The sequence below is a fragment of the Alkalicoccus saliphilus genome (assembly GCF_003044065.1).
GTDB classification, from domain to species: Bacteria; Bacillota; Bacilli; order Bacillales; family Salisediminibacteriaceae; genus Alkalicoccus; species Alkalicoccus saliphilus.
Genome location: NZ_PZJJ01000001.1, coordinates 164,155 through 188,612, shown reverse-complemented (window position 1 = coordinate 188,612; position 24,458 = coordinate 164,155). Strand labels below are relative to the sequence as shown.

29 protein-coding genes, 3 tRNA genes, 1 other RNA gene and 1 riboswitch are annotated in these 24,458 nt (G+C 44.0%); of the genes, 27 read left to right on the top strand and 6 right to left on the bottom strand.

Going from position 1 to position 24,458, the window contains the following annotated elements:
• The first annotated feature begins 206 nt into the window (after positions 1–206).
• From C6Y45_RS00980 to rpmG, 9 genes are all read left to right on the top strand, one after another.
• The gene (locus C6Y45_RS00980) at positions 207–1,802 is read left to right on the top strand and encodes a Na/Pi cotransporter family protein (protein ID WP_107583257.1); all 1,596 of its coding nucleotides are present in this window, start codon (positions 207–209) and stop codon (positions 1,800–1,802) included.
• A gap of 152 nt (positions 1,803–1,954) precedes the next feature.
• Positions 1,955–2,031: transfer RNA gene (locus C6Y45_RS00975), tRNA-Met, on the top strand.
• An 18-nt stretch (positions 2,032–2,049) separates the two neighbouring features.
• Positions 2,050–2,126, top strand: a tRNA-Ile gene (locus C6Y45_RS00970).
• 8 nt (positions 2,127–2,134) lie between these two features.
• Positions 2,135–2,227: transfer RNA gene (locus C6Y45_RS00965), tRNA-Ser, on the top strand.
• A 100-nt stretch (positions 2,228–2,327) separates the two neighbouring features.
• Positions 2,328–2,675: an iron-sulfur cluster biosynthesis family protein gene (locus C6Y45_RS00960; protein ID WP_160058033.1), complete on the top strand. Its 348-nt coding sequence runs from the start codon at positions 2,328–2,330 to the stop codon at positions 2,673–2,675.
• 106 nt (positions 2,676–2,781) lie between these two features.
• Positions 2,782–3,390, top strand: a complete 609-nt coding sequence (locus C6Y45_RS00955) for a superoxide dismutase (protein WP_107583052.1) — start codon at positions 2,782–2,784, stop codon at positions 3,388–3,390.
• A gap of 192 nt (positions 3,391–3,582) precedes the next feature.
• Positions 3,583–3,766: non-coding RNA, 6S RNA (gene ssrS, locus C6Y45_RS00950), on the top strand.
• A gap of 164 nt (positions 3,767–3,930) precedes the next feature.
• Entirely contained in the window at positions 3,931–5,964 is a 2,034-nt protein-coding gene (locus tag C6Y45_RS00945; protein ID WP_245922449.1) for a peptidoglycan D,D-transpeptidase FtsI family protein, read from the top strand.
• A gap of 116 nt (positions 5,965–6,080) precedes the next feature.
• Entirely contained in the window at positions 6,081–6,230 is a 150-nt protein-coding gene (rpmG, locus tag C6Y45_RS00940; RefSeq protein WP_107583048.1) for a 50S ribosomal protein L33, read from the top strand.
• A gap of 647 nt (positions 6,231–6,877) precedes the next feature.
• Here the strand turns inward: rpmG and C6Y45_RS00935 are convergent.
• The 3 genes from C6Y45_RS00935 to C6Y45_RS00930 form a co-directional block, all read right to left on the bottom strand.
• Positions 6,878–7,156: a hypothetical protein gene (locus tag C6Y45_RS00935; protein ID WP_107583045.1), complete on the bottom strand. Its 279-nt coding sequence runs from the start codon at positions 7,154–7,156 to the stop codon at positions 6,878–6,880.
• 340 nt (positions 7,157–7,496) lie between these two features.
• On the bottom strand, positions 7,497–7,634 hold the full coding sequence (locus C6Y45_RS17240; protein ID WP_160058031.1) for a hypothetical protein: 138 nt from the start codon (positions 7,632–7,634) through the stop codon (positions 7,497–7,499).
• A gap of 22 nt (positions 7,635–7,656) precedes the next feature.
• A complete protein-coding gene (locus C6Y45_RS00930) occupies positions 7,657–8,121 on the bottom strand; it encodes a hypothetical protein (protein ID WP_107583043.1) in 465 nt (154 codons plus the stop codon).
• 343 nt (positions 8,122–8,464) lie between these two features.
• Between C6Y45_RS00930 and C6Y45_RS00925 the strand changes: the two genes are divergently transcribed.
• From C6Y45_RS00925 to C6Y45_RS00910, 4 genes are all read left to right on the top strand, one after another.
• Positions 8,465–9,022, top strand: a complete 558-nt coding sequence (locus C6Y45_RS00925; RefSeq protein WP_107583041.1) for a 5-formyltetrahydrofolate cyclo-ligase — start codon at positions 8,465–8,467, stop codon at positions 9,020–9,022.
• Between the two features lie 7 nt (positions 9,023–9,029).
• Positions 9,030–9,809, top strand: a complete 780-nt coding sequence (locus C6Y45_RS00920) for a DUF92 domain-containing protein (protein ID WP_107583039.1) — start codon at positions 9,030–9,032, stop codon at positions 9,807–9,809.
• A gap of 96 nt (positions 9,810–9,905) precedes the next feature.
• On the top strand, positions 9,906–10,862 hold the full coding sequence (locus tag C6Y45_RS00915) for an L-lactate dehydrogenase (RefSeq protein WP_107583037.1): 957 nt from the start codon (positions 9,906–9,908) through the stop codon (positions 10,860–10,862).
• A gap of 113 nt (positions 10,863–10,975) precedes the next feature.
• Positions 10,976–12,574, top strand: coding sequence for a rhomboid family intramembrane serine protease (locus tag C6Y45_RS00910; RefSeq protein WP_107583035.1), 1,599 nt, complete (start codon positions 10,976–10,978; stop codon positions 12,572–12,574).
• A gap of 23 nt (positions 12,575–12,597) precedes the next feature.
• Here C6Y45_RS00910 and C6Y45_RS00905 read toward each other — a convergent pair whose 3' ends face one another.
• Positions 12,598–12,999 (bottom strand): YueI family protein, encoded by a 402-nt coding sequence (locus C6Y45_RS00905; RefSeq protein WP_107583032.1) that lies wholly within the window; start codon positions 12,997–12,999, stop codon positions 12,598–12,600.
• A 172-nt stretch (positions 13,000–13,171) separates the two neighbouring features.
• Between C6Y45_RS00905 and C6Y45_RS00900 the strand changes: the two genes are divergently transcribed.
• The 4 genes from C6Y45_RS00900 to C6Y45_RS00885 all read left to right on the top strand — a co-directional run bounded on the left by C6Y45_RS00900 (position 13,172) and on the right by C6Y45_RS00885 (position 15,801).
• Positions 13,172–13,381, top strand: coding sequence for a YqgQ family protein (locus C6Y45_RS00900; RefSeq protein WP_107583030.1), 210 nt, complete (start codon positions 13,172–13,174; stop codon positions 13,379–13,381).
• A 235-nt stretch (positions 13,382–13,616) separates the two neighbouring features.
• Entirely contained in the window at positions 13,617–14,582 is a 966-nt protein-coding gene (locus C6Y45_RS00895; protein WP_107583028.1) for an ROK family glucokinase, read from the top strand.
• Positions 14,583–14,585: 3 nt separating this feature from the next.
• The gene (locus C6Y45_RS00890; protein ID WP_107583026.1) at positions 14,586–15,104 is read left to right on the top strand and encodes a hypothetical protein; all 519 of its coding nucleotides are present in this window, start codon (positions 14,586–14,588) and stop codon (positions 15,102–15,104) included.
• Between the two features lie 4 nt (positions 15,105–15,108).
• Entirely contained in the window at positions 15,109–15,801 is a 693-nt protein-coding gene (locus C6Y45_RS00885; RefSeq protein ID WP_107583024.1) for a DUF1385 domain-containing protein, read from the top strand.
• A gap of 135 nt (positions 15,802–15,936) precedes the next feature.
• On the opposite strand, the gene C6Y45_RS00880 is transcribed toward C6Y45_RS00885, so the two are convergent.
• A complete protein-coding gene (locus C6Y45_RS00880; RefSeq protein ID WP_107583022.1) occupies positions 15,937–16,122 on the bottom strand; it encodes a DUF2759 family protein in 186 nt (61 codons plus the stop codon).
• A 201-nt stretch (positions 16,123–16,323) separates the two neighbouring features.
• Here C6Y45_RS00880 and C6Y45_RS00875 point away from each other — a divergent pair, with 201 nt between their 5' ends.
• Positions 16,324–16,962 carry an MBL fold metallo-hydrolase gene (locus C6Y45_RS00875; RefSeq protein WP_107583020.1) on the top strand — a complete coding sequence of 213 codons (639 nt, stop codon included), beginning with the start codon at positions 16,324–16,326 and terminating at the stop codon, positions 16,960–16,962.
• A 56-nt stretch (positions 16,963–17,018) separates the two neighbouring features.
• Here the strand turns inward: C6Y45_RS00875 and C6Y45_RS00870 are convergent, their stop codons facing one another.
• Positions 17,019–17,264, bottom strand: a complete 246-nt coding sequence (locus tag C6Y45_RS00870; RefSeq protein ID WP_107583018.1) for a DUF2626 domain-containing protein — start codon at positions 17,262–17,264, stop codon at positions 17,019–17,021.
• Positions 17,265–17,829: 565 nt separating this feature from the next.
• Here C6Y45_RS00870 and C6Y45_RS00865 point away from each other — a divergent pair.
• From C6Y45_RS00865 to gcvT, 9 genes are all read left to right on the top strand, one after another.
• Positions 17,830–18,372, top strand: coding sequence for a YtxH domain-containing protein (locus C6Y45_RS00865; protein WP_107583016.1), 543 nt, complete (start codon positions 17,830–17,832; stop codon positions 18,370–18,372).
• 228 nt (positions 18,373–18,600) lie between these two features.
• Complete coding sequence (gene comGA / locus C6Y45_RS00860; RefSeq protein ID WP_107583014.1) at positions 18,601–19,668, top strand: competence type IV pilus ATPase ComGA; 1,068 nt, start codon at positions 18,601–18,603, stop codon at positions 19,666–19,668.
• A complete protein-coding gene (comGB, locus tag C6Y45_RS00855) occupies positions 19,665–20,690 on the top strand; it encodes a competence type IV pilus assembly protein ComGB (protein ID WP_160058027.1) in 1,026 nt (341 codons plus the stop codon). Before comGA ends, comGB begins: the two co-directional genes overlap by 4 nt.
• A gap of 387 nt (positions 20,691–21,077) precedes the next feature.
• Positions 21,078–21,401 (top strand): competence type IV pilus major pilin ComGC, encoded by a 324-nt coding sequence (comGC, locus tag C6Y45_RS00850; RefSeq protein WP_245922447.1) that lies wholly within the window; start codon positions 21,078–21,080, stop codon positions 21,399–21,401.
• The gene (gene comGD, locus C6Y45_RS00845) at positions 21,394–21,825 is read left to right on the top strand and encodes a competence type IV pilus minor pilin ComGD (protein WP_107583010.1); all 432 of its coding nucleotides are present in this window, start codon (positions 21,394–21,396) and stop codon (positions 21,823–21,825) included. Before comGC ends, comGD begins: the two co-directional genes overlap by 8 nt.
• Before the next feature lie 67 nt (positions 21,826–21,892).
• Positions 21,893–22,129, top strand: a complete 237-nt coding sequence (locus tag C6Y45_RS00840; protein WP_160058025.1) for a hypothetical protein — start codon at positions 21,893–21,895, stop codon at positions 22,127–22,129.
• Positions 22,122–22,604: a competence type IV pilus minor pilin ComGF gene (comGF, locus tag C6Y45_RS00835; protein WP_107583006.1), complete on the top strand. Its 483-nt coding sequence runs from the start codon at positions 22,122–22,124 to the stop codon at positions 22,602–22,604. Before C6Y45_RS00840 ends, comGF begins: the two co-directional genes overlap by 8 nt.
• Positions 22,605–22,662: 58 nt before the next feature.
• A complete protein-coding gene (locus C6Y45_RS00830; protein ID WP_146159134.1) occupies positions 22,663–22,965 on the top strand; it encodes a hypothetical protein in 303 nt (100 codons plus the stop codon).
• 119 nt (positions 22,966–23,084) lie between these two features.
• Positions 23,085–23,177, top strand: a riboswitch (glycine riboswitch).
• A gap of 178 nt (positions 23,178–23,355) precedes the next feature.
• Positions 23,356–24,444, top strand: a complete 1,089-nt coding sequence (gcvT, locus tag C6Y45_RS00825; protein WP_107583002.1) for a glycine cleavage system aminomethyltransferase GcvT — start codon at positions 23,356–23,358, stop codon at positions 24,442–24,444.
• Positions 24,445–24,458 lie beyond the last annotated feature (14 nt).

Genomic DNA, 24,458 nt, shown 5'->3' with positions numbered 1-24,458 from the left:
ATGCGCAATTTATTTTACAGATTATAGCACCTTAAAACAACTGTTGAATAAAAGTAACAATCTTAATAAAATCTTTACAATCGGTTAATTAATTATTAACAAAGCAGGAGTAGGATGGATAAGGATGAAGATATAAACTATTTAGAGTCGATTATTTAATTCAGGGGGCTGACGTTTTGGAATTGGAATTAAGAGATATACTGTTTATGTTTTTCGGGGGACTGGCTATTTTTCTTTTTGGAATTAAATATTTAGGGGATGGTCTTCAGAAAGTTGCCGGTGATAAGCTGCGGGACATCCTTGACAAATTTACGAGTAACCCGGTAATGGGAGTGCTCGCCGGAATTATTGTGACTATTCTTCTTCAGACAAGTACCGGCACGACAGTTCTTGCCATTGGACTTGTAAACGCCGGTTTTATGACGCTCCGTCAGGCTATTGGAGTGATCATGGGTGCGAATATCGGGACAACTGTGACAGCTTTTATAATTGGACTGAACATATCCGAATATGCTCTGCCAATACTTACAGTAGGAACTTTTTTAATCTTTTTCTTTAAGAACAAAAAAATTAACAACTTCGGGCAGGTCTTTTTCGGCTTCGGTGCTCTTTTCTACGGCCTCAGTTTAATGGGTGACGGGCTCCGGCCGATACGTGAAGTGGAGGCTTTCGCTGAGTTAACAGTCAGCATGAGCACGAATCCGCTTCTCGGGGTGCTGATCGGTACTATATTTACGGTAAGTGTGCAGAGTTCCACAGCGGCTATCGGGCTTCTGCAGCAGCTTTTTGCCCAGGGGGCGATGGATCTCGACGCAGCACTGCCCGTATTGTTCGGGGATAACATTGGGACAACGATCACTGCCGTTCTCGCCTCCCTCGGGGCTTCGATTGCTGCAAAGCGGGCAGCGCTTTCCCATGTTATTTTCAACCTTGTAGGGACATTCATCGTACTGATCGTCATTCAGCCGTTTATCTCGATGATTGCGTTTATACAGGAAAACTGGAATTTGAATCCTGAAATGACGATTGCAGTGGCCCACGGAATATTTAACACATCCAACGTACTGATACAGCTTCCGTTTGTAGCAGTGCTGGCTGTAGTAGTTACAAAGCTTATTCCAGGCAACGAACAGGTAATTGAATATAAGGCACAGCATCTGGATCCGACGCTTATAACGCAGTCTTCGTCTATTGCTCTGTCCCAGGCGAAAAAAGAAACGCTCCGTATGGCAGAGCTTTCCACTCAGGGGCTGGAAGAATCCGCTCAATATGTGCTTACCGGGCAGAAGCGTCACGCTGAACTGACGTATCAGTTTGAAGATGCTATAAATAACCTGGATAGAAAAATTACAGACTATTTAACCAGAATTTCCACAAATTCACTGACTGCCGGAGATTCCCGGCTCCATTCCGTGCTTATGGATACGGTAAGGGATATTGAACGGGTTGGAGATCATATGGAAAACATCGTGGAATTGAAAGATTATCAGATTGCGAATAAGGTCAAGCTGTCTGAATCGGCTGTTGAAGATCTGGATAATATGTTTAAACTGACAATAGCAACGCTGAACGAAGCTGTGAGATCATTGGAAGAAGATGATGTGACAATTGCTAAAGCAGCTATTCTCAAAGAAGAAGAAATCGATAAAATGGAGCGCCAGCTCAGGAAAAAACACATCATGCGTCTCAATGAAGGACTGTGTGAAGGCTCTGCAGGAATTGTTTTTGTGGACATGATCAGTAACCTGGAGCGGGTAGGGGACCATGCTGTAAATATTGCAGAAACAGTAGTGGAGGAATAGAACAGCAGACGTACTCCGGAGTTTTCGGGCTCCGGAGTACGTTTGACTGTCTTATGTGATACGGTATCGAAAATTATCAAATATATTTTATTGAAAAAGTTATTGACTATGCTGAAAAAAGCATGCTAATATATAACTTGTCTTTGCAAAAGGGCGGTGTAGCTCAGCTGGCTAGAGCGTACGGTTCATACCCGTGAGGTCGGGGGTTCGATTCCCTCCGCCGCTACCATAATTACATACCTTTTCTGGACCCTTAGCTCAGTTGGTTAGAGCTGACGGCTCATAACCGTCCGGTCGCAGGTTCGAGTCCTGCAGGGTCCACCATTTTATCCGGAGGAATACCCAAGTCTGGCTGAAGGGATCGGTCTTGAAAACCGACAGGGGTGTCAAAGCCCGCGGGGGTTCGAATCCCTCTTCCTCCTCCATTTTAAATTAATTCCCAAAGAGAGAAGCAGCTGCTTCTCTCTTTTTTTGTTTTCTTTTACCGTTAAAAAGGGAAACAGGGTGATGAAAGGAGTGGTACGTATGAAAGTTGAAATTACAGATCGAGCTGTGGAAGAGCTTAGGCAGAAAGAATTTCTGCCGGAGGAAAGTGTTCTGTTTATCAGTCACGAAACAGCAGGAACAGGCTGTGTCGTCAACGGAGTGAGCGACCTGATAGCCATGAAAAGTGAAGATCTGCCGGATGCGGCTGTCCGCCTGGAAACAGTACCGCATGAATTTACAGCAGCTATTGATAAAAGGGTGGACTGGATTTATGACGAACATCTCATCGTCGATTTTAATGATACTCCTTCCATGTTTCAGTTGAAGTCGCCGAATCAGATGCTTAATCCGCGCATGACTTACAGAGGAAAAGAATCAAAGGTTTAACATTTGAATGGATGTGGAATATTTGGTAATGTGTATCATGCTGGTACTTTTCGATGATCGGAAGGAACTCCAGTACTTTGAACGATAATTTAAGGAGGAGATATGAATGGCATTTAAACTACCAGATTTACCTTACGCAGCAAACGCACTTGAACCTCACATTGATGAGGAAACAATGAACATCCACCACGGTAAGCACCACAACACGTATGTGACGAAGTTAAACGATGCGCTTGAGGGACATTCCGACCTTCAGAATAAAAGCATTGAAGAGCTTTTAACTGATCTTAATTCTCTGCCGGATGACATTAAGACACCAGTCCGCAATAATGGCGGCGGTCACTACAACCACACTATTTTCTGGCAGCTCATGTCTCCGGATGGCGGCGGTGAACCTAAGGGTGAGCTCGCAGATGCTATCAACAGCAAGTTTGGAAGTTTTGACAAATTCAAGGAAGAATTCAAAAATGCAGGTGTCGGACGATTCGGTTCCGGATGGGCCTGGCTCGTAGTGAGCAATGGAGAACTTGAAATTACAAGTACACCTAACCAGGACACGCCAATCAGCGATGGTAAAACTCCGGTTCTTGGTGTAGATGTGTGGGAGCACGCCTACTACCTGAAGTACCAGAACAAGCGTCCTGATTACCTGGAAGCCTTCTTTAACGTAATTAACTGGGAAGAAGTTGCGAAGCGTTACGAGAACGCTAAATAATTTAAATACACTAAAAGCCCGGTCCTGCGCCGGGCTTTTTATTATTGTTGTGTTTTATATGGGAAACCGGACCGTTGAAAAACTTTCAGTATGGCGAGCGGTAAGCCGGCAGCACAAAGAGAAGACTCAATATAAGCTGGAATGAGGATTGAAAAACTTTCTGGACCTATTGTATAATGAAATCAATAGAAAAGTTGCCTGCGGTGTTGGTGAACTTCGAGTTTAATTCGAACCGAACACCAATTCACTTTGGGAGCCTTACATTGGGCGACGGACAGCATGCCTTTATGAGGAAGCTGAAAATCGCCCTGCAGGCACCCACCTGCCTTAGGCGGGTTCGTGAAATCTGGAAGATAACCGCACATGCGGGCAATCCTTTCCTGAAGTGTCCCAGAAGCTGTGCTTTTGGGACACTTTACTTAAACAAACATAAATGTTGGCACAGGAAGAATTAAGAGGGTGGCTTATATGGGAGAAAAACTGGTACATAGAACACATTTATCAACGAGGCTCAATTTCCTCTTTTTTCTCGTTTTCATTTTGTTTTCGATATTAATCCTCCGACTTGGCATCGTGCAGATTGTGCAGGGAGAGGAATATGATGAACAGGTGAACCGGGAAGTCAGTGTAATGGAGCCGATCGAAGCCCCCAGGGGACATATGTATGACCGGTACGGGAATCTGATGGTAGGCAATGAACTGATTCTTACCGTAACCTATACGAACCGGAACAGACCCCAGGAAGACATTCTGGAGACGGCAGAAAAGCTGAACGAGTTCATATCTTTGGACACGGAGAATGCGGCTTCAAGCTACGAAAGAGACCGTCGTGAATTCTGGGCTTTAAAAAACCCTGAAGCGTTTGAAGATAAGCTGAGTGTAGAGGAACAGAATGCTCAAGGTCTCGATGATGGAGAAGCACATACAGTAAGAATCGAATCTGTATCCGACGAAGAACTTGCTTCTCTGAGTGACGAAGACCTGGAAGTTTTTATGATCTGGAGAGAATTGAACAGCGGGTACAATAATATCCCTCATAAAGTGCAGCGCGGTCTTGAATATGAAGAAGCAGCCCTTATTACAGAACAGATAGAAAGTCTGCCGGGGGTGGATATCATCAGAGATGCGGCCCGGAAATATACGTATGGAGACAGTCTCCGGCCTGTTTTCGGGGAAGTAGGGTCCATTCCCCGTGAAAGCGTGGAAAGGTTTCTCGCGGAAGGGTATGAACGAAATGAAGAAGTAGGAACGAGCTATCTGGAAGAGGAATACGAAGCAGTTCTCAGAGGACGTAAAGGAGCCCTTGAAAACTTTACCGACACTGATGGGAATGTCATCCGGAGTGTGGAAGACACACCTGGAGGCAGAGGATACGATTTGAAACTTACGTTTGATATGGAACTGCAGCAGCGTCTGGAGGACATTATTGATGAAGCTCTCGATGAAAGAAGCGGCAATTTCTTAGCGGACGAGGACGCCTATGTCGTGATGATGGAGCCGGATACCGGTGAAGTGCTCGCTATGGCTGGAGGAAGCAACGATCTGGGAACCTTTACGCAGGGCTATGTGGTCGGTTCCTCCATGAAAGCTGCAAGCGTCCTGGCAGGATACGATACAGGCGTCCTGCCGCCGGGCTCGACGATCAATGACAGGCCGATCCGGCTCCCGGGTACTGAAAGAACGATCAGTTCTGTAAACAACCTTGGTAGAGTAGACGACCTGACAGCGCTGGAACGGTCTTCCAACATTTACATGGTGGAAGTAGCTATGAGAATTGTCGATTACACACCCGGCGTTTCCGGAAGTAACTGGGGGAATTACACAAGAGGATTTGATATTCTTCGGTCCTACTACGCCCAGTTTGGACTCGGGGTGGAGACGGGGATTGATCTGCCGAACGAGTTTGCAGGAATAGACGGGGGAAATGATGCTCCGCCCGGCAGTATGCTGTTTCTTGCTTTCGGACAGTTTGACACATATACACCGCTGCAGCTGGCCCAGTATGTTTCTACAGTAGCCAACAGTGGAGTGCGTATTGCACCGCGGGTAGTAAGTGAAATTCTTGAGCCCGATCCGGGAGGGGAAGAGCTTGGAACTATTTCTCACCAGTTCGAACCGAAAATTCTCAACACAATCGATGTGGATGAGGAGTATTTCGAAAGAATTCAGGAAGGTTTTTACCGGGTAGTGCACGGCAGCCAGGGAACTGCACGGAATTTCTTTTCACTGGTCGATGAGGAAGTTGCAGGAAAAACTGGAACAGCACAGATCTTTGTGGATGAGGAGCCCGGAAACAACCAGACATTTGTAGGGTACGCGCCATTTGAGGAGCCGGAAGTAGCTTTTTCCGTCGTAGTACCCGGCACTAGTAACCAGGCTGGAAGCGGCGGGATAGCTGCAGGTATCGCAAGCCGTGCCATGGAAGAATATTTTGACTTGAAAGAAGAAAGAAGCGGCCCGCAGGAACCCGAAGATGGTCCGGAAGTGGAAGACTTTGAGGAAGACGAGAGCGAGGACGACTCCGAAGAAGCAGAAACAGAAGAAAATCAGGGAGATGACGTGGAAGGTCAGTAGTCTGCTTAAATTTTATGCTGATAAGGAAATTTCCTTTACACATCTACTTGAATCTGAAGCAATAGTCTGCTATTATTTTAAGGTATGAGTAAAACAGAGTTTGGAGGGGTATTAATATGCGTGTACAAGTAACACTTGCCTGCACTGAGACTGGTGACCGTAATTATATTACAACAAAAAATAAGCGTACTAACCCAGATCGTATCGAACTGAAAAAGTACAGCCCACGTCTAGGCCGTCACACTATGCATAAAGAAACAAAGTAAGTATAAAAAAGCACCTGCTTTTTCCTTGGATGCCAAGGAAGGGCAGGTGCTTTTTTTTGAGGATGACTTGAAAATAAAGAGGGCCGTTAGCTTTCGTTTCCAAGGAAAGGCTCGGCCTTGATCCCTCCGGAGTCCCTCCATGTCCACTTCAGCTTACAGTAAAAAGACAGAACAGGATCTTCTGTTTAAACAAGCTTCGATCTTCCGTTTAGAGAGGCGGTTATGTTACTACAAAAAACTATTTTCATTCATCATGGTGCAATGAGGCTGCATGGATGTCTCTGTTAAAGTTCCGGGTTGTTTTAGAAGGTTGCCTGCAGCTCCTTTTTTCTTCGCTTGCCGCGGAGAAAGCTTTCAGCAGGCGTCTCGAAAAATCGCCTGGGCATCGATTTTTTTTTAAGAGCAGCGTCTATGAAAACAGAACTTTTCTTTTTTATGAAAAATGAAGCGAAAACCGGCCCGTGGAAGAAGGAGATTGGAAGATCCCGCAGGGCGTAAGCACAGCCGGAAATCTCCTCCACGGCAGGCCGGTGGAAAACGAAGTTTTTCTCCGGTTATCAACAGCCGACTCTGACATAGCTTTTTTGAAGAGATCACAGCTCGTATTTCTGCTCAAAAATGCCTTATAGAGGCTTTTGGGTGCACCGTTAAAAAGTACGTCGGGAACTTTTCAGCCATTTTACCATTCCATCCGGAGTGTTCCGTGAAGACCAGTGCTTTTTCGTTTCAATAACAAACAGCTGATCCTCTTCCGAAAGAGCGGAAAAAATCTTTTCTTTAATATCCTTTGCGCTGTGATAGGTGTCCACGATCCAGAAAGAGTCAAATCGTTTGGAATAGCTTCCAAAGGACTTCATTACTTTTTCTAATTCTTTATATTCCTTCTCCGGAGCACTAAGTTTGTAGGTTACTACGTAAACTGCCATAGCTGCACCTCCTTTCAGAAAGCTTAACACCGGTTTATTTCTGCATTAATGCATTAAAAAAAGGGAACAAAGTAACGAGGAGGGATAAAATGGACATGATTCTAGGTGTATTTACTGCAGTGTTAATCGTTATAGTTATTTATATTTTCAGGGAACCGCTTGGAAGTTACAAAGAAGAGTTTAAAAATTCTGTTAATATGAAATTCAGAAAAAAGTGAAGGCGGTTATTTAAAAAGTCTGGAAGTGTTCTGAAAACTTCCAGACTTTTTGTGAACTTCGAAATGATTCTTTAACATGCCTGCATACCGTGTGAAACTGAACGTGCCTTTATGCTCTGCAACTACTCTTCTGTTTCATTATCAGGTATATTATTTTCGTTAAGCTCCTCCGGGTCGACGGTATTGCGCTCGTTTTGATCCCCGCATGCGGTAAACAAAAAAGAAGTACTTAACAACAGGATAATCCCGGCTTTTTTCAAACATATCATCCTTCCGTTTGTTTTAAGACTTTTCAAAAGAAAATTCTTCATTACTGCTTAAATAATCTTTCAGCGCTTCATCATTCGAGGGTGCCTGGCTTTCCTTTTTTAATTCAGCGTCAGAAAGAGAAAATTCTTTCTGTACAGAAGCTTTAATTGAATCGTATACATAAACCAAATATTTTTTTTCCTGTTCATAACCTGACGAAAGATTTTGATCTTCACCGATAATGTAGAACTCGGTGGAAAACTTTTCCTTGAAAAGGTAATGCAACTGAATTCTCAACGTTTCCAAAGCATCAGCAAGACTGTACTTTTGGGCGTAGAATGTTTTTTTGAAAGAAGGGTGGTTAATCTCCACGTGGAAAATAAGGTCTTCCTCCGGATCGCGTCCGGGGCTTATGGATAATCGTGCATCCCGAAAGCTTCCCTCAAATACGTCCACCTGACGTAATGGGTGAGGGGTTTTTAAAACAATCTGCTTCACATCGTTTCCTCCTTCAACTGCTTTAGTTTATTATTAATTTACCTCTATTGGCAGCTTCGTTAAACTTCAATCTACAAAATAATAAGATTTGACCTTAATTTCTCAAAAGAAGTACGATTTAGTTAAAAGGAATTTGAAAAGGGTACAATTTGAGGTGCAGATAAGCTAAGAACTGCGGGACACCTCAAGTTTTTAAAAACAAAGGTGTACAGATCTGATAACATGGTCAGGAATGTCTCAAACGGGCGCTTCTGATAGAAAGCGAAACCGGTGTATATTAAGAATCACCTGTCAGTTATTCAGAGGTGTCTGATTAAGTTCTGTTTTAAAGGAAGGGAATCTTATGGATAAGCGATCAATTCGAATTACTATTAAAGAAAAACTGCAGACACTTTCAAAAGAAGAACGGCTTTCTCAGGAAAGCATGCTGTATTCACAGCTTTTTGAAATGCCGGAGTGGAAAAAAGCAGAGGTTGCTGCATGTACGATTTCAGTCGGAAATGAGCTGAATACGTATCCTATTTTCATCCGGGCTTGGAAGGAAGGTAAAAAAATAGCAGCACCTGTAGTAAAAGGGAGCAAAAAAGAGCTCGATTTTTATATTGTAAATAAAATGGAGGACTGCCGGGAAGCCGGTTTCGGACTAATTGAACCGGATCCGTCAAAATGCGAATATGTTTCTCCGGAACATATTGATCTTGTAATTACCCCAGGACTGGCGTTTGATAAAGAAGGTTTTAGAATTGGATACGGAGGCGGTTTTTTTGACCGGTTTCTTCAGGGGCTCCCAGTTTCCACCGTTAGTCTCGTTTTTCAGGAGCAGCTCATGGAAAATATACCGAGAGAATCCTTTGATGTTCCCGTAAACCGCCTGCTCATCGGAAAAAGAGCGGAGGAATAATATTAATATGAGTCTGTTTCTTTATATGCTCACAGCCGCTGCGGCCTTCGGAGCATGGAGCATGAAATCTCTTACGCCTGGTGGAGCTTTTGGAGCATTTATCGTCGGAGGACTGGCTGTGGCAGGTTTTGGATTTACGGGAATGGCTGTAATGGGAAGCTTCTTTCTCAGTTCGGTGCTGCTGGAAAAAGTATTGAAAAGTGAGGATAAGAAAGAAGCAAAAGGAGCGAGAAGGGATGCAGTGCAGGTAGTCGCAAACGGCGGACCGGCGTCGGTGTGCGCGTTTCTGCAGCTTTTTTTTCCTCATCCAGTGTTTTTAATTGGTTTTACAGCAGCCTATGCAGCAGCAGCGGCGGATACATGGGCATCTGCTATCGGCAGGAAAAGTACAGAACAGCCGGTTTCTATCCGTACCGGAGGCTTAGTAGAACCGGGTATTTCCGGAGGGGTAACGAGATTAGGTAATCTGGCAGCAGGAGGTGGAAGTGGTTTTGTGACAGCGGCTGCCTGGCTCCTGGAACCGGAAGTTTTTTCTATGATTATTGTGCTCCTGCTGTTTATAACAGCGTTTTTATCCCAGTTCGCTGATGCGTGGCTAGGCGCGGTCTATCAATCGTTGTTTCAGTGCCGTGTTTGTGGTGAAAAGACAGAGCAGGCCGTACACTGCAGTGAATCAACCAAATTAGTAAAGGGTAACAAATGGTGGAATAACGATACTGTCAATTTTGCTGCAGTTTCCTTGGGAGCTGTATCTGCCATGCTGCTTTATATGATTGTGACAGGGTGAAATATACATTGATAAGAAATACTTGGACATACTTGAAAGAATAAGGTACAATTAATGTGAATAGTTTCACAAAGATAAAAGGAGTGTGAAGCACTTATGGCAGCAGCTAAAAAAACTTTGCGGGTAGTAGTAATTGGGACAGGACATGTCGGTTCAAGCTATGCATTTTCTCTGATTAATCAAAATCTGACAGATGAAATGGTGCTCATAGATTTGAATAAGGAAAAAACCGAAGGGGATGCTATGGATTTGAATCACGGTGTTCCTTTCGGCGCACCTACGAAAATATGGGCTGGTGAATATGCAGACTGTGCTGATGCTGACCTCGTCGTTATTACCGCCGGAGCAAACCAGCAGCCTGGAGAAACGAGACTTGACCTGATAGAAAAAAATGCTAAAATTTTCAAAAATATCGTTACTAGTGTGATGGATTCCGGTTTTGACGGTATTTTCCTCATTGCAACCAATCCTGTGGATGTACTGTCGTATGCTACCTGGAAGTATTCCGGTCTACCAATGGAGCGTGTTATCGGTTCAGGAACTATACTGGATACGGCCCGGTTCCGTTTCATGCTCGGGGAGTATTTTGACCTGGATGTACGCAATGTACACGGTTATATTATGGGGGAACATGGTGATACGGAGCTTCCGGTATGGAGCCAGACCCGCATCGGCTCGGAGCATATTGGACGCTATATGGAAAAATACAAGCCGGAAGGAACGCAGCAGGATCTTGACGACATGTTTATAAATGTCCGGGATGCTGCCTATCACATTATTGAACGTAAAGGCGCCACCCATTATGCTATAGCCATGGGACTGGCCAGGTTAACAAAAGCTATATTAAGAAATGAACATTCTATCCTGACGGTTTCCACACTTATGAAAGGTGAGTACGGTCTGGACGATCTTTACATTGGAGTTCCCGCCGTTGTCAGCCGGCAGGGAATAGAAAAAGTGATTGAAATCGACTTGAATAAAGAAGAGGAAGAAAAACTCAATCATTCTGCCCAGGTGCTGAAAGAAGCAATGAAACCTATATTTAATGTATAATCCAGATTAGAAGTTAAGATGCTTCGTTTATGATGCCCGGAGAAACGGGAACACATAAACAGGCATCTTTTTATTACGGAATGTTTTACTGAGGGAGAAGGGGGGACAATCATTTGGAGCATAATTACGCAGAAATACGCTTTTGGGAAACTGCCTATCACCTGGCCGGGGCGGAAGGCTTTCAAATTATTCATTTGAATGAAGAAGGCTGCATTGTATGGTTTGAGGACGTAAGAGAAAAAAAGAGCAGTATTCTGCGCCTTCAGCTGAAAAGCTATGACTGGAGCAATCAGCTCCGGGGGGATATCAACAGAGTGTATTCATCAGCTAAAACAGTCAGGAAAAAGTTGAAACTTCCGCGGGCAAATGTAACCAATGTAATTATGGCTCCCTATCCTCCGGTGGACAGTTACGAACAGTTTACGTCCCGGCCGCTTCCGCTGACCGCTGGTGGAAAAAATCAGATGAGGACAATTCTGCTTCCTCTTCAGGAAATGCAGGAACAGCTTTTCCCGCTTGCTACTGAATGGAAGCTCCGGGATATGCCTTCCTATCTCCCGGATAAATATCTGGAATCAGAAGAAGAGCAGGAACTGTATCTCCGCAGGATGAAGCGGAAGGTCAAAAGACTGTATGAAGATAAACAGGAGGAAGAGCGCAGTGTATTCATGCACGGTACCCCCTCTTTTACTTTTGCGTTGATCATTGCAGTATTTGCAGTTTTTCTGTATGTGGAAATGGAAGGCTCCTCTACAAGTACACTGACGCTGATTGAGATGGGAGCAAAATTTGATCCGCTTATTCTCGAAGGGGAATGGTGGAGGTTCTTCAGCGCCATGTTTCTGCACATTGGTTTCCTGCATCTTTTTATGAACTCTCTCGCTTTATTTTTTCTGGGGGGAGCTGTGGAAAGAATATTTGGTTCCGGAAGATTTTTATTTGTTTATTTTGTAGCTGGTTTTTTCGGTTCCGTATCGAGTTTTGTGTTTAATGACAATATTTCAGCAGGAGCCAGCGGCGCAATCTTTGGACTTTTTGGAGCGCTTCTTTACTTTGGAACGCGGTACAGAAGGCTGTTTTTTCGTACGTTTGGTGTAAATATTGTTGTGATACTTATCATTAATCTTGTGTTTGGTTTTACCGTCCCGATGATTGATAACGGTGCTCACATTGGCGGTCTGGTAGGAGGGTTTGCAGCTGCAGCGGCTGCCGGCCTTCCCGGCAAGAAAGTAATCAGGACGCAGCCTCTCGCTGGAGCAGCAGCGGTGGCAGGAGCTTTCATACTCGTTTTTGCAGGTTATTCACAGGATGTGGAAAGCGGTCAGCTTCAAGTTATCTATTATGAAATGGGAAGGGAATCGGTAGAAGCAGACAACATGGAAAATGCAGTATATTATCTGGAAGAGGCACGGGATATGGAAGGGGAATCTGATATCCCTATTCCAGAAGACGAACTGAATGCCAATATTTATTTTCTTCTGGCTTATGCTCATCTGCAGGAAGATAATCTGGCGGAAGCAGAAGAAAATCTATGGAAAGCGCTTGAAATAAGGGAGGATTTTCACGAAGCCTACTATAATCTGGCGCTGGTGTATTATGAGCAGGGGGAGTATGAAGAAGCTCTGGATTTAATACAGGAAGCAATAGCTATTGAGGAAACGGAGGAATACCAGGATCTCGAAAACGAAATCCAGGATGAAATCACCGGGTAGATACAATTCTCCCGGTGATTTTTTTATTGTTCACCTTCCATATCATAATAAAAAAATTCATCTTTTATGAACATGTTTTTTTCATTATGCACAGCCCGCTCTGCTGCGAAAACTATTCCCATCGGTGTGGAATGAAAATCGTTATGGATTGTAAATGGAATATCGTTTTCACTGGCGGCTTTTACGTAATTACTGTAGGACGAATACGGCAGACTGCCGTTTACGAGCATCCGCACATCCTTTTTCGTTTTCATGAGACGGAGAGCTTCATCGTACATACCGGTTTTATATACTTGAGCGTTCGTCAGTGCCAGACGGACCCGCTCAGCAAACGTTCCTAAAAACAAATGTTTTTCTTCCGGACGGATTTCCGGAGTGCCGAATATTCCCTGCTGTATGATCTGCTCAAGTTTTGCCTTTTTCATAATGGAACCCTCAATTCTAAAGATGTTTTTGTGAAGTTGTGCACAATCTTATTTTATCACGTTGTACCGAAGAGCTCAATAAGCATCTCTTCTATTGAAGAAAAACTGTTTTCTCTTTCTTGTTGTTGGTATAATGTGATCTGTAATACAAAGCAGGGAGGCCTATTATATAATGACTTATCTGGAACTGCTGCAGCATCTGCGCGCTTATCAGGCGTTTATTTATACCGGGGATAAAGAAGCAGACCTGGACATGATTACCGATGAAATAAAGGAGCAGCACCAGCTCGGCCTTATTGATGACAAATTTCTGCGAGATGCTCTGCTTGTACTATCAGGAGAGCGTTCAAAACTTAAAAAGAACAGAAATGACAAGGACTGATGCAGTGACAGAGTACTGCGTATACTTCTGCTCCGGCGGAAAATTCCGGTCTTCTTTTTCCAAGGAGCGGTTTTCGATTTTCCGCTGGATTAGTAAAGCCGAAAGCTTTCTACGCGGGTGGTGAAAGGAAACACAGGGACCTTCATAATAATGTGGAATATGAACAGGTCCATCTCTATAAAAAGCAAACCGGTTATAAAATCATAATTTATATTCAGGAAAGCAGGGATACACTATGAAAGAACAAGTGATTGCAGGAATAGATGTCGGTGGTACGACAATCAAAATAGCTTTTATTACCGAAGACGGTGAAATAAAAAAGAAATGGGAAATTACAACGAATCAGAAAGAAAACGGGAAATATATTATGGTGGAAACGGCAGCATCCATTAAACAGCAGCTCGAAAGCTCCTGGGAATTAACAGCAGCCGGTGTCGGGGCACCGGGATTTATTGATGTGGAGCAAGGTTTTATTTACGAAGCGGTGAATTTAGGATGGAAAGAGTATGAATTGAAAAAAGAACTGGAGGCGCTGCTTCAAATACCGGTAGTGGCAGACAATGATGCCAACCTGGCTGCGGGCGGGGAAAAATGGAAAGGAGCCGGAGAAGGCGCCCGAAATCTCCTCGCTGTAACACTCGGTACAGGGGTCGGTGGAGGAATCATTGCCGGTGGACAGATTATTCACGGTGAAAGTGGAATGGCTGGTGAAATCGGGCATATAACTGCCTTGAAAGAAGGAGGAGCTCCCTGTAACTGCGGGAAAAGAGGGTGTCTGGAAACCGTTGCTTCTGCTACAGGGATTGCGCGGCTTGGACTGGAGGCAGTCCAGCGGGAGAAAAAAGGCTATTTAATGGAAAAAATGCAGAGCGTTGGAACGGTTACGGCCAAAGATGTTCTCGATGGAGCCAAGCTTGGAGATCCTGTTGCTGAAAAAGTTGTCGATGAAGCAATGGAACATCTTGGACTGGCGCTGGCAAATCTGTGCAATTCTTTAAATCCGGAGACGATTGTCCTCGGCGGAGGGGTTTCAAAAGCGGGTGATTTTATCATCGATAAAATAAAAGCTTCTTTTCAAAAGTATGCTATTCCTAAAATAGGGCGTGAAACGAAAATAAACCTTGCTGCTCTTGGTAATGATGCAGGTGTTATCGGTGCAGCGTGGCTTGCTAAAGAATTCTTTGTTAAAGAGGAGGGGTGACAAATGAAAGGAAATAAAACTATTATATTTCTGCCGATAGCGGTAATGCTTGGATTATTTATTTTCGGCTATTTTTCGTTAAATCAGTCATCGGGATTTTCAAACAGTGACCTGCAGCAGAACATGGATATAACAATGGACGAAAACATTGTCGCGTGGCAGTGGGGAAGTTTCCCGGAAAGTGGAGTTGCTGGGGAAGACTATATAGAAATAGTAACGGATGGGGATCTGGAAGAAGCAGAACTTCGTCTGACGCAGGCTGATGAAGTATTATATTCTTCCGATGAGTGGATTGAAACTACCGAAGGTGCAGCTGCTCCATTTCCTACGTACGCAGAAGAAGAGCAGATATATGGAGCTTCTGGAACATGGGAAATTGCATTGAATGGAGAAGTGGAAGCAGTCAGATATTACCATACGTGGTCTGCGGCCGAGGTTCCATCGACGGGGCCTGTTGATCTGACAGAGGTTTTACAGGAGCGTATTCCTGAAAATCACTGGGTCATTGAAGAAAGCTGGTAAACAGATGGTACGGGGACTTTCTTTTCCTGGAGGAGTAATGTTTGCCGGCGGGGGCTGGCTGTCCTGTGCTTATTATAAAAAAGGAAAAAGAAGTACCTGGCTGCGCCCATTAAATATGAAAGCATATTTTTATGCCTTCTGGACAGCTGCGGGTACTTTTTCCGTGATTTCACGGCTCATATTTTTCGGGATAATAGTTTTTCTGGGGGGCGGGGCTTCCGGAATTGTACCATCTCTGCCGATGTATATATACTTATGGCTGATTGTTGGTTTTCACTTCTTGTTCCCTAAGGAGATGAAAAAATTTCATGCGGCAGAACACCAGGTTCTTGCTTTAAAGGGAAAGACAGCGGAACTGACGGTAGAGAAAGTTCTGGAGAAACCCGTAGTGAACAGGCACTGCTCTACGAATACTGCCCTGCTGTATGCAGCTCTGACAATTTTTCTGACCTTATTGGCTGCACCTTTTCTCAGGTTTGAATCCGTGCTGCCGGCAGCTGCCTACGGGGCGCTGGCAGGAACAGTTATTCTCCATCCCTGGATGAAGAATAAAAAGTCATCGTTTCTAAAAGAAAAACTGCTGTTTCTTTCTGCCTGGATTCAAAAAAATAATACTACTTCCCCACCTGAAAAAAAACATGTAGAAACTGCCCTATATGCTTACACGCAGCTTCAGCAGGCAGTTGGGAAGTATTAATAAAGAAAGGCTTTTTGTAAACGGCGGCACCACAACGAAGGAAATCCGTTTTTAATATGGAAAGTTTTATACGTAATAAAAAGCACCACGGGAAAAAATCCTCGTGGTGCCGGGCTTCATAAAGTGTTCATTTGATCAGGCTACTACGCCGCCTCCGCCTGTGAAGATCACAGCGAAAAGGGTCCGCAGGGAAAACCATCCGAATACAGCTACGGAAACGAGGGCAAAACCGGCTCCGAACAAGTTTCTTCGTTTAGCTTCTGTGATTAACCCAAAAACCGATAAAATAGTGACACCTAAAGTAATAAGTCCAAGAAACATTTAAGTATACCTCCTTCTCTCAGTATAAAAAGACCTGTATGTAGCAGTCTGTAATATCCGAAATGGTCGGACAGCTTCTATCACTTCATATTTTACTTTTTTTTTCTCCAGTTGTCGAGTGTCACTTTTCGGAAGTGCTGAATTCCTTTTTTTGTTTATGGCAATTAAATGTCCTATAATGGAAGCAAGGAGGAGATACATATGAAATACGAACGCATCCCGCTGGGCCCTCTACAGACAAACGGGTATTTAATTTACGAAAATGGCAGAGCATTAATCATCGATCCGGGTGGAGAACCCGGTAAGCTCCTGTCCCGGATCAGAGAGCTTAAGCTGGAGGTCGAAGCAGTACTTTTAACGCACGCCCATTTTGATCATATAGGAGCACTGGAGCAGGTGAGGGATGAACTGAACTGTCCTGTTTATCTGCATAAAGAGGAGAAGGACTGGCTCGGGAGTCCACAGCTTAACGGGTCGGGTGTATTCCCGGGAATAGAACCGGTGGAATGCCGGGAAGCAGATTATTTATGGAAAGAAGAGGGTGAAAAACAAGTTGGAAGCTTTTTCTTTTACCTGTTTGAAACGCCCGGCCACTCTCCTGGAAGTGTTACTTATTATTTTATTAATGAGGAAGCGGCTTTTTCCGGAGACGTCCTGTTCCGGGGCGGAGTAGGAAGAACAGACCTTCACGGAGGAGACCAGGAAACCTTAATGAAAAGTATCCACGATAAACTTCTTGTGATGAATGACGAAACAGAAGTTCTGAATGGACATGGACCTTCTACCGTGATTGGGGAGGAAAAAGAAACAAACCCATTCATTAACGGGTTCGGCTGGTAATATAAAAAAGCTGTATGCTCCTCCGCGGGCATACAGCTTTTTGATTCCGGCAAGGTTTAGTGGCCTCCGACATCCGGGATCATAATAAATGTAGTGTAATATGTGAATCCAACGAAGAACACTGTTAAGTACGCACCAAAGATATAAACGTATGCACGCTCTGAAAGCTTGAGATAGCTGAGTGCAATGAATATACCGGTTTGTGCGAAGAATAAAATTGCTGCTTCAAGCATATCACCTACGAGGAACAAAACGGCAAATATCCCCGTCCAGAACCCGAGAACTCGATACATGCGTTCCATGACTTCCCCCTCCTTTTTATGTAGCTGAAAACATACAGATGAACGAAAGTAAGTTCACCTCATTATAAATCGAAAAAGGTTTGTTTGTAAACTGTTGCTTCCGGAGGATTTCATGAGCAGTACTTTTTATTGGAGTCTGTCATACAGGAACGTCAGGAACTCCGGGCCTCTCCAAGGCGGAAATTTGTGAAGCAGGTATTGTTTTCAAAGAAAGTTACTTACGTTATGGAAGAGAAATTCCGAAAAGGTTCTTTTACTTTCAGGCTCTGAAAGCTCTGTGCTGATGACAGAGCCGCTGCATTTTCTTCCATCGGCTGAGGAAAAGCTTTTGAACTGCATCCGTCATGTATCAGGAAGCGGAGGTTTCTCTAAGAATGCAGCTACAACTCCGCTTCCGCACGGTTCATGAAAAAGCTGTTTAACAATACTTAATACGCAGACACAGAGCAGGGGGTGATTTACCCAATTCCTGAAATTTCAGGGTTTAATTTAAGGTAAACAAAGGTATTATAGAATGTATGTAGAATAATATACATACACGAAGAATAAAAGGAGGAAGCAATTTATGAGTAATATGGATACGAAAGATTTCATTTTAGGAGCTGTAGTAGGAAGCCTGGTAGGGGCTGCGGCAGCGGTTTTAATGGCGCCTAAATCCGGAAGGGAACTTCGGACCGATTTAAATGAAAAAGCTTCATCAGCAAAAGACCGCACAGCGGAATGGACGAATACGGCTAAAGAAAAAAGCTCAGCTGCTGTGGATCGAACGACCGAATGGACGAACACTGCCAAAGAAAAAGGAGCAGAATACTCCCAGCTTGCTAAAGAAAAATCCGGAAGTATTACGAGTGCTGCAAAAGAAAGCCTGGGAAAAATCTCAGAGCGGACTTCTGAAGTTACCGATAAAGCCTCTCGAATGGGTGAAGAGCTGACAGGGGATGTTAAAGGTGTAATGGAGGAAGAGAAATCCGAAGGCAGAAAACTTGCCCAGCAGGTTGTCCAGGAAATTGAAGAAACAAAAGAACGTCTGCGCAGAGATGTGGAGGCACTCCATAAAGAGCAGGACCTTCATACAGAAACTTCGTCCCAGGAAGAAGATCAAAAGTAAAGAACGAAGCTGATTCTTTTTGAATCAGCTTTTTTTTTTTGGAAAAAGAAGGGTTTTTATTCCTTCATGTCGAATGTATGTTCTGTAGTTGTAAAAAGCTTTGTGAAATGAGTGGGCTTCAGGTGAGTAACAGACCTGGAAGCTATCTGCAGTGTTTAAGTGTCTCTGCGGATGGTCAGGTGCGGAGCACGCTGTTTTTACAAAGGTAAATAAAAAGGAGAGTGGTATATGGAAGCTTCACTGAAATTAAAAGAGATTATCAGAGAAGCGGTGGCATTAAAAGCATCAGATGTACATCTGCTTCCTGATGAAGAAAGTGTAAGGGTTAGATTTCGTCTTGACGGTCAGCTGATTGACGTTGAAAAAGTAGCGCTGCCGGCAGGGCGGAAGCTGATTTCCCACATGAAATTCATTGCCGGTATGGATATCGGTGAAAGGCGTCGTCCACAGAACAAACGTATCGAAATACTCATGGAACAGCGTACTATTTTTATCAGACTCTCAACATTCCCCTCCTCCCTAATGGAAACGCTCGTACTGCGTATATTTCCATACGAAAAATCAGATACTCTTCGAGAGCTTGCACTATTCCCGGATCAAGTAGCATCCCTTCAGAAACTTATACATAGCCCCCATGGATTAATCCTTTTATGCGGCCCGACCGGAGCCGGCAAAACAACAACCTTGTATTCACTGCTTCAGGATAGAATGAGCAGTGCAAAAGAAAATATCATGACACTGGAAGACCCCGTGGAAAGACGGGAGAATGGACTTCTGCAGATGGAAATTAACGAAAAAGCAGGAGTAACCTATGCATCAGGTCTTAGAAGTCTGCTGAGGCATGATCCTGATTTAATTGTAATAGGAGAAATAAGAGATGAAGAAACGGCAGCTATTGCGGTCAAAGCGGCAATGAGCGGTCACCTTGTTATATCGAGCCTTCACAGCAGCTCCACTGCCGGAGCTCTCAGAAGGCTTAAAGATCTTGGTATTGACGAGGCAGATCTTCAGGAAGTTCTTTGCGGAGTGGCAGCCCAGAGACTTGTTGATGTGAAGTGTCCCTTCTGCACCGGGGAGTGTTCGATCCATTGCCGCAGAAGAAGACTTGTACGCAGGAAGGCGATCTATGAAATATTAATGGAGGAAGAACTGCAGGAAGCTTTTGATAACCTTAAAAAAGGGTCCGGCAAAAAAGTGCCCCGGATCGATCTTGGAACTCTTATGAAGAAAGGCATAGCTGTCGGATATATTGCAGAAGATGAGTGGAAGCGTTTCGGAAAAGGAGCTTACTTGTGAAGAAGCTTTTTAAAAATGATTACGAAAGAGGAAAGCTGCTCGTAGATATATCTGTTCTTCTGAAGGAAGGCTATAACATTAGCGAAGCAATAGAACTGTATGCTGCTTTTTTGATGGAGGATAAAAGAGAATGGCTTCTCCGTGTTTATAAGGAGATGGAAAAAGGAGATACGTTTGCTGATCAGCTTTTTGAAGCAGGGTTTACAAAAGAAATTATTAACTTTATTCGAATGCTGGAAACATACGGATCTTTTCAAAAGGCACTTTCCCAATCCGGGTATTTACTGCTGAAAAGGCATGAATTGAAAAAGCAGATGCAGTCCGTCCTTCATTATCCGCTGGCGCTTTCTGTTGGAGTAGTTATTCTGGGAATGGTTTTAATGGAAGGGATACTTCCTCAGTTCCAGCAGTTTTTTGAGGCGATGGATCATGAACTTCCGGCAGTTACAAAAAGCATGCTTTTTTTTATTGACTGGTTCAGGCTGCCTCTTTTTCTGTCTGTACTTATATGTGGAATTATGATTGTACTCTGGATACGCAGAAAGCCGGCGGCAGAACAGGTTGACTTTATGATGAAAATTCCACTGGTTCATAAGTATGTCCGCCAATTGATATCCTATTATTTCACAGCTCAGCTCGCGCCTATGCTTCAGGGTGGCCTTTCTCTGCAGCAGGCCCTTTATACGATGAAAGAAGAATCGATGCTTGCGTTCTTTCGTATGGAAGCGGGGAACTTCATTGAGAAACTCGAAGCAGGAGATTCTTTTACTGAAGTTCTGCACAGCAGTCCATATTTTATTTCGCAGATAGCGGCAGTCTGGTCTTTTGGGGAGTCCCGCGGTGCAGCGGCTCAGGAGCTCGATTCATTTTCCGCTTATTTGTTTCAACAGATGTATGATCATACAAATAAGGCTATCCGGCTTGTGCAGCCGCTCGTCTTCTGTTTGATCGGAGCGATTGTGATCGTGTTGTTTGTTTCAATGATGATGCCGGTATTTTCAATTATTGATTCTTTTGCGTAATATATTTTCCAGTTTACTGAGCCGGAAAAAACACCTCTTCGTTAAACACCTGCTGATAACGCAGTTAAACATACAACGGACAGTTTCCGTTACGGTGCGCCTGAAGCAGGAAATAAAGAAGTCGCGTCCCTGAATAACCGGCCTCCTCCGGGTCTATAAGACTGTTTCTGTTTTCAAAACAGGAGGGCTGCCAGGGACGTAATCAACGCGGAGGTTAGAAGAAAGATAATGTAATTATTAAAGGACGGGATGGAAGAATTCATAATGAAAGAGCGTAACGTGAAATACACATGAGACAGTATTGTTCCGTTTTATGCAGTGCAGCAGAAAATCCCGCTGTTTTAAAAGCAGGGCCATGCTGTCAAAACAAATAAAAGGATGATGAAAATGGGAAAAATTCTGGCAGTAATCAAATCCAAAAAAGGTTTCACGCTGATAGAAGTTATGGTAGTACTCGTAATTATTTCAATTCTGCTCCTCGTTTTTATTCCGAACCTGACAAAAAACCAGACAGTAGCTAATTCCAAAAGCTGTGAAGCGTCGCTTGAGCTTGTGGAAGCACAGATCATGGCCTATCAGATGGATAACAATGGCCAGTCCCCAGCTTCGGCATCAGCACTGAAAGAAGGGGGTTATATAGACAGGGATACGTGCCCGGACGGGACATCGATCGTGATAGAAGGAATGAAAGCCCGCGCAGGAAATGAGTAACAGAGGATACAGCATGCCGGAAGTAATGCTTTCACTGCTGATAATCTCTGCAGTCAGTATGGCGGCCTTGCTGCCTGTTTCTGAAATAACACGTCAGATGCAGGCGGAATATTTATTAAATGAACTGCAGCGGGATCTTCATTCCATGCAGCTTGAAGCAATGAAAACGGGAAAAGAAGTAAGTTTCCGTTTTTATGCCTCCGGGCAGTACCGGGCGGTTTCTGAGGGGGAGATTCTCCTTGACCGCCGTCCAATTTATCCCCTTGCCTTCGAAGAGCTTTCACTAAAGTTGAATCAGGTTCAGTTTAATCCGAATGGCAATGTAAGACATTTCGGGCAGCTGCGGGTAACAGCAGCTTCAAAAAAGTACAATCTCGTTTTTCAAATAGGAAGGGGGAGATTTTATTTTCTGGAAATTGAATAATAAAGGATATTTTCTTCTTGAAATGTCGGCTTCTCTGCTTCTGTTGACTGCAGGCTGCAGCAGCTTTGTGGTACTCATTGGATTTCTGCACAGCGAATTTTACTTGATGGAAGCTGAGCGGGAAGCAGGGCAGCTTCTTTTGGAACTCATTCAGGAGGACGCTTCGGTAACCGGTTTGTTTCAGGGAGAAGCCGCTTCTTTTTCCGGAAGTGTCCGTTACCTTGAGAATGGTAAAGAATACTGTCTGAAAGCCGAAGGAGAATTCAGGAGACAGCCGGCAGTATGTCTTCCAGGATATGACTAATGAGAAAGGATTTACTTTGGTTGCTGTTTTGGCAGGATTATTCCTGCTGACACTTGTTCTGCCTTTATTTTTATCAGGCTACCATTTCTGGATGAGTCAAAAACCGGAAATCAATCAATTTTCCATGCATGAATTCTATGTTTTTACAAAACAGCTGGAAAAGGAGTTTCAGCAGAGTGAAAGCTATGCGGTTACTGCGTCAAACGACCGGCTGCTGATGAATGTTGAGGGAAAAACTGTCTCTTATGAAAGGTATGAAGATAAAATCCGCAGAAGAGTAATGTCCCAGGGGCATGAAGTAACGTTACAGCATATTACGGATTATGGTTTTCGAAAGCACCGTTTCGGCCTGGAAATTTGGGTGACAGCCGGGAACAAGACGAGGACCCGCTATCTGCTTCATCCTGCCGAATGGGCAGAGCAGAAATATACCTATATTGAAGGACATAATAATTATGTATTATCTGGCCAATAAAAAAGGCTTTATGCTTTTGTATACAATGCTTTTTATCCTTTGTATAAGTGGATTTTCCATGTATTTGATTCATCATTACGAAATGGAAAGAAAACTGCTCGCCCACGAGCTGGAAGATATGTATACACAGCAGCTTGTTATGACCGCATCCGACTACCTGATCGATGCATCGGGTAACAGCGATAAGGAACAGCTTCTTTTTACAGGGAATTTTGAAAAAGGAAAGGTTGTTGGTACAGCGGAAAATCAAGGTGAGAAGTGGCGGATGGAAATAGAAGCGGAATCGGGACTCTACCATCGGAAAGTGCAGTTTATATATGAACACGGTGCAGGAATATTTCAATGGGAGGAAGAGTCGTAAAAACAGAAAGTTTTTAAAGAGCTTCCTGTACTCGTTTATAGAGAATAAACACTTGCCTGAAAAAAGAGAATAGTGGTACGATAAACTTGTTTCACATACGTTAATTAAAAACAAGGCGAATGACAGCAGGGGGAGAGAACGGCGAAGGCCGTCGCCGAAGGAGCAAGCGCAGGTGCGTGAATCTCTCAGGCAAAGCAGACTCCTGCTTGACGCATCTCTGGAAAGATCCAAAAGAGGATCACCGATGGGGAAACCTCCTGATTTCTTCAGCTGGAGGAGAAAACTCTCAGGTACACAGACAGAGGCGTTCTGACTACAATCAGGGCGTTTCTGTCTTTTTTTGTCGTCAAAAGCAGACAGCATTACATAATCAAATGGAGGTGCACTACAATGGGAAACAGAACACCGCTTTATGAAATTTACAGCGAATATGGAGGAAAAACGATAGATTTTGGCGGGTGGGATCTCCCCGTACAGTTTACTTCAATAAAAGAAGAGCATGCTGCGGTAAGAGAAAAAGCAGGTCTTTTTGATGTTTCACACATGGGAGAGCTTAAAGTTACCGGTCCGGATACTGTTTCATTCCTGCAGAAGATGCTCACAAATGACCTGGACAAAGCAAAAAGCGGTCAGTGTCAGTATACGGCTATGTGTTACGAAGACGGAGGCACAGTTGACGATCTTGTTCTTTACAAATTTTCCGAACAGGAAGTACTGCTTGTAGTTAATGCCGCCAACATTGAAAAAGACTTTGACTGGCTTCAGTCCCATGTGGGAAAGGAAGACGTCACTATAGCCAATGTATCTGAAGGCTACGCTCAGCTTGCACTTCAGGGGCCGGAAGCTGAAAAGATTGCTCAGAAACTGACTGCTTCGGACCTGAGTAGAATTTCTTTCTTTCGTTTCCAGAATGATGTTGAAATTGACGGCTGGAACGTCCTCGTTTCCAGAACCGGATACACCGGGGAGGACGGATTTGAAATATACTGTACGCCTGAAGCTGCCGTCCCGCTCTGGAAGAAAATTATTGAAGGAGGTGCTGAGCCGATAGGCCTCGGTGCAAGAGACACTCTCCGTTTTGAAGCAAAGCTTGCGCTTTACGGCCAGGAGCTTTCCAAAGATATTACACCAATAGAGGCAGGGATAGGGTTTGCGGTAAAGCCTGACAAGTCTGTTCCATTCATTGGACAGAAAACGTTAAAACAGCAGAAAGAAAACGGCCCGGAACGCCGGATGATTGGTCTGGAAATGATCGACAAAGGTATCCCGAGAACCGGATATCCAGTTCTCGACGGAGATAAAGAAATAGGATTTATTACGACAGGCACCCAGTCTCCGACACTCGGGAAAAATGTTGGACTGGCCATTGTAGACAGTAAGTACAAAGAAATTGGCACAGAGGTCAGTGTGCAGGTCCGCAAAAGAACGTTGAAAGCTGAAGTAGTGAAAACGCCTTTTTACGCAAGAAATAAATCTTAAACAGAAAGGGTGGA